At 33.8% G+C, this 4998-nt stretch carries 3 protein-coding genes; all 3 read left to right on the top strand.

Annotated features, from left to right (window positions below; all coding sequences use genetic code 11):
- On the top strand, positions 1-381 hold a 381-nt coding region (rplJ, locus tag Q1J60_RS04600), incomplete at its 5' end, for a 50S ribosomal protein L10 (protein WP_300259081.1).
- Between the two features lie 60 nt (positions 382-441).
- Positions 442-804 carry a 50S ribosomal protein L7/L12 gene (gene rplL, locus Q1J60_RS04595; protein ID WP_209796852.1) on the top strand — a complete coding sequence of 121 codons (363 nt, stop codon included), beginning with the start codon at positions 442-444 and terminating at the stop codon, positions 802-804.
- A 303-nt stretch (positions 805-1107) separates the two neighbouring features.
- On the top strand, positions 1108-4812 hold the full coding sequence (rpoB, locus tag Q1J60_RS04590; protein ID WP_300259078.1) for a DNA-directed RNA polymerase subunit beta: 3705 nt from the start codon (positions 1108-1110) through the stop codon (positions 4810-4812).
- Positions 4813-4998: the final 186 nt, after the last annotated feature.

Below are 4998 nucleotides of genomic sequence, written 5' to 3'. Positions count from 1 at the left end.
AGAAAGAACTTAAGAGAAGCAGGAATAGAGTACAGAGTATACAAAAATACTTTAGTTACTTTAGCAGCTAAGGAATTAGGTTTAGAAGGTATTGTTCAATACTTAGAAGGACCAGTTTCAATGGCATTTGGATATGAAGATGCTACAGCTCCAGCAAGAATCTTAAATGATTTCGCTAAGGACCACAAGAAGTTAGAATTAAAAGCAGGTGTAGTTGATGGAGAAGTTTATGATCAAGCAATGATCACAAAGATCGCATCAATACCATCAAAAGAAGTTCTTATTGAAAAACTTCTTGGAAGTATCAAGGCTCCATTATCAAACCTTGCATACTTATTAAATGCAATAAAAGAAAAGAAGGAAGCTGAATCAGCTGAGTAATAATTAACTTAATTAAGAAGTTAAACATTGTTTTTTAAAAAATTTGGAGGTGCAATTAAAATGACAAGAGAAGATATCATTCAAGCTATAAAAGAAATGAGCGTTTTAGAATTAAATGAATTAGTAACTGCTTGCGAAGAGGAATTTGGAGTAAGCGCTGCTGCACCAGTAGCAGTAGCAGGAGCAGTAGCTGGTGGAGCTGCTGAAGAAAAGACTGAATTCGACGTAGTTTTAGCTAGCGCTGGAGCTAACAAGATTAAGGTTATCAAAGTAGTAAGAGAAATAACTGGATTAGGATTAAAGGATGCTAAGGAAATAGTTGACGGAGCTCCTAAGACACTTAAAGAAGCTGTAGCTAAAGAAGAAGCTGAAGAAATGAAAGCTAAATTAGCTGAAGTTGGAGCTGAAGTAGAGCTTAAGTAATTAAAGCTTAATTTAAAAATATTAAAAGAGGTACTTAGTGGTGCCTCTTTTTTTTAACTCAAGAGATTGAGCAATAAAAATAATTTAAAGTAAATTTTTTAGAATATTGACAACTGGTATTGACTATGATACCATAAGTAAATGTACTATTGTATAATAGTATAAAGTTGAATATGAATTTTATGTATACTACATTAAAATTTGGGTATACTAAAAAGATGATATTGTATGTAATCCGAAAGCATAGGTCCTTAGGGAAAGTATGCTTTTGGCTATTTTAGTTTATACAAGGGGTGAAAGTTGATGGTACATCCTGTCCAAGTTGGAAAAAGAACGAGAATGAGCTTTGCAAAAGTCAAAGACGTGGCTGAAATGCCAAATCTAATTGAAATTCAATTAGATTCTTACAAATGGTTTTTAGATGCAGGACTTTATGAAGTTTTTGATGATATTAATCCTATCTCAAACTTTACTGGAAATCTTGTGCTTGAGTTTGTAGGATACACTCTAGATATGGATAACATAAAATATTCAGTTGAAGAGTGTAAAGAAAGAGACACTACTTATGCTGCACCGCTAAAAGTAGCTGTAAGACTTCAAAACAAAGAAACTGGAGAAATAAAAGAACAAGAGGTATTTATGGGAGATTTCCCATTAATGACAGAGCAAGGAACTTTTATAATCAATGGTGCCGAAAGAGTTATTGTTTCTCAGTTAGTAAGATCACCAGGTGTTTACTATAATTACAATATAGATAAAACTGGTAAAAAACTGTTCTCTGCAACAGTAATACCTAACAGAGGTGCATGGTTAGAGTATGAAACAGATTCAAATGATGTTATCTATGTAAGAATAGATAAAACAAGAAAACTTCCTATAAGTATACTAGGAAGAGCTATGGGCTTTGGAAGCGACCAAGAACTTCTTGAGTATTTTGGTGAAGAAGAAAGGTTCAAAGCTACAATAGAAAAAGATAATACTAAGACTAAAGAAGAAGCGTTATTAGAAATCTATAAGAGGTTAAGACCAGGTGAACCACCTACAGTTGATAGTGCAATTAGTTTAATAGATTCTTTATTCTTTGATGCTAAGAGATACGACTTATCAAGAGTTGGTAGATACAAGTTTAACAAAAAACTTGCAATTGGTTTAAGAATAGCTAACCAAATAGCAGCAGAAGACATAGTAGATAAATTAACTGGTGAAGTTTTAATTGCAAAAGGTGAAAAAATATCAAGAACTAATGCTGAAGAAATTCAAAATAGAGGAATAAATTCAGTTGATGTCTTAGTTGAAGACAGAGTAATCAGAGTTATAGGTAATCACTTTGTAGACATAAACAAGTGTGTAGACTTTGATATATCAGATTTAAACATTAGAGAATTAGTTCACTATCCAACATTAAGAGAAATCTTAGATAATTATTCTGATGAAGAAACTATAAAAGAAGAGATTAAAAAGAATATTACAAGACTTATTCCTAAGCACATAATCAAAGATGATATATTTGCTACAATAAGTTATCAAATTGGCTTAGCTTACAACATTGGATATATTGATGATATAGATCACTTAGGAAACAGAAGATTAAGAAGTGTTGGAGAGCTTTTACAAAATCAATTTAGAATTGGTTTATCAAGAATGGAAAGAGTAGTTAAAGAGAGAATGACTATTCAAGACCAAGAAGCTATAACACCACAACAATTAATTAACATAAGACCAGTAGCAGCAGCTATAAAAGAATTTTTTGGAAGTTCACAGTTATCACAGTTCATGGATCAAACAAACCCATTATCTGAGTTAACTCATAAGAGAAGATTATCAGCTCTTGGACCAGGAGGTCTTTCAAGAGAAAGAGCTGGTTTCGAAGTAAGAGACGTTCACCATTCTCACTATGGTAGAATGTGTCCTATCGAGACTCCAGAGGGACCAAACATAGGTCTTATAAACTCTTTAGCTACATATGCTAAAGTTAATGAGTATGGTTTTATTGAAACTCCTTATAGAGTTGTAGATAAAGCAGAAGGTAGAGTAACTGATGAAATAAGATACTTTACTGCAGATGAGGAAGATCAATACTTAGTAGCTCAGGCTAATGAACCATTAGATGAAAATGGATGCTTTATTGATAAAAAAGTAACCGTTAGAGATAAAGGTGAGGTATTAGTAGTTCCAAGTAAGGATGTTGACTTAATGGACGTTTCTCCAAGACAGCTAGTATCTGTTGCAACAGCGATGATACCTTTCTTAGAGAATGACGACGCATCAAGAGCTCTAATGGGATCAAACATGCAACGTCAAGCAGTTCCTTTATTAAAACCATATGCTCCAATAGTTGGTACTGGAATAGAATACAAAGCAGCTGTAGATTCAGGAGTTCTTCCTAAAGCTAAGAATACTGGTGAAGTAGTTTATGTAAGTGCTAACGAAGTAAGAGTTAAGAGAGAATTAGATGGTGGTGTTGATACTTATAGACTTCTTAAATTTAAAAGAAGTAACCAAGGTACTTGTATAAACCAAAGACCTATAGTAGCTAAAGGTGACTGGGTACTTAAAGGTGAAGTATTAGCAGATGGACCTTCAACTGATTTAGGAGAAATAGCTTTAGGTAAAAATATAAGAATGGGATTCATTACTTGGGAAGGATATAACTACGAAGATGCTATGCTTATCTCAGAGGAGTTAGTTAGAGAAGACGTATTTACATCAATCCATATTGAAGAATATGAATGTGAAGCTAGAGATACTAAATTAGGACCAGAAGAAATAACTAGAGATATTCCAAATGTAAGTGAGGATGCTTTAAAAGATATAGATGAAAGAGGTATAATCAGAATCGGTGCTGAGGTAAGATCAGGAGATATTCTTGTTGGTAAGGTAACACCAAAAGGAGAAACTGAACTTACTGCTGAGGAGAGATTATTAAGAGCTATATTCGGTGAAAAAGCTAGAGAAGTTAGAGATACTTCTTTAAGAGTTCCACACGGGGAAGCTGGTATAATAGTAGATGTAAAAGTCTTTACAAGAGAAAATGGAGATGATTTATCACCAGGAGTTAATGAACTTGTAAGATGTTACATTGCTCAAAAGAGAAAAATATCTGTTGGAGATAAAATGGCTGGTCGTCATGGTAATAAAGGGGTTATCTCAAGAGTATTGCCAGAAGAAGATATGCCATTTTTACCAGATGGTAGACCACTTCAAATATGCTTAAACCCATTAGGAGTTCCATCTCGTATGAACATCGGTCAGGTATTAGAGGTTCACTTAGGATGGGCTGCAAGTGCATTAGGATGGCATATTGCTACACCAGTATTTGATGGTGCTACAGAAACTGATATAGAAGATTGCTTAGAAAAAGCAGGATACAATAGAAATGGAAAGACAGTTTTAAGAGATGGTAGAACTGGTGAAGAGTTTGATAACGAAGTAACAGTTGGTATCATGTACATCTTAAAACTTGCTCACTTAGTTGATGATAAGATTCATGCTAGATCAACAGGACCTTACTCATTAGTAACTCAACAGCCACTTGGTGGTAAGGCACAATTCGGAGGACAAAGATTCGGAGAGATGGAGGTTTGGGCATTAGAAGCATACGGTGCTGCTCATACTCTTCAAGAAATACTTACTGTTAAGTCAGATGATGTTGTAGGTAGAGTTAAAACTTACGAAGCTATTGTTAAAGGTGAAAATATTCCTGAACCAGGAGTGCCAGAGTCATTTAAGGTTCTTATTAAAGAACTTCAAGCTTTATGTTTAGACGTTAAAGTTTTAAATGATAATAACCAAGAAGTTAAATTCAAAGAATTAGCTGAAGATGATGATGAAATAGAAGTATTAGAAGTTAACATGGAAGGTACTGAAGATTCAACAACAGAAGAGGTTAAAGAGGAAAAAGGGGAAGTATACATTCCATCAGAAGACATGGATGAAGAAATAGACTATGAAAACATAGACTTATTAGACTTCACAAATGATTTAGACATAGAGGATGACTTTAACTAGGATATAAAGTGTTCCCTTACTCATTAGAGTAAGGGAAGGCTTAAAAATTCACATTAAACTATGAAGGGAGGACACACCCTTGTTCGAATTAAATAATTTTGATGCTTTACAAATCGGGTTAGCATCTCCAGAACAAATTAGAGAGTGGTCTAGAGGAGAAGTAAAGAAACCTGAAACTATTAACTA

Origin of the sequence: Clostridium sp. (genome assembly GCF_029258205.1) — a bacterium.
Taxonomy (GTDB): Bacteria; Bacillota; Clostridia; order Clostridiales; family Clostridiaceae; genus Sarcina.
Note: the sequence above shows the minus strand (reverse complement) of the source record. Positions and strands in the feature narration are given on the sequence as shown.

Coding starts and splice junctions, on each gene's coding strand:
- rpoB (WP_300259078.1), top strand. CDS start 1,108: ATGGTACATCCTGTCCAAGTTGGAAAAAGAACGAGAATGAGCTTTGCA.
- rplL (WP_209796852.1), top strand. CDS start 442: ATGACAAGAGAAGATATCATTCAAGCTATAAAAGAAATGAGCGTTTTA.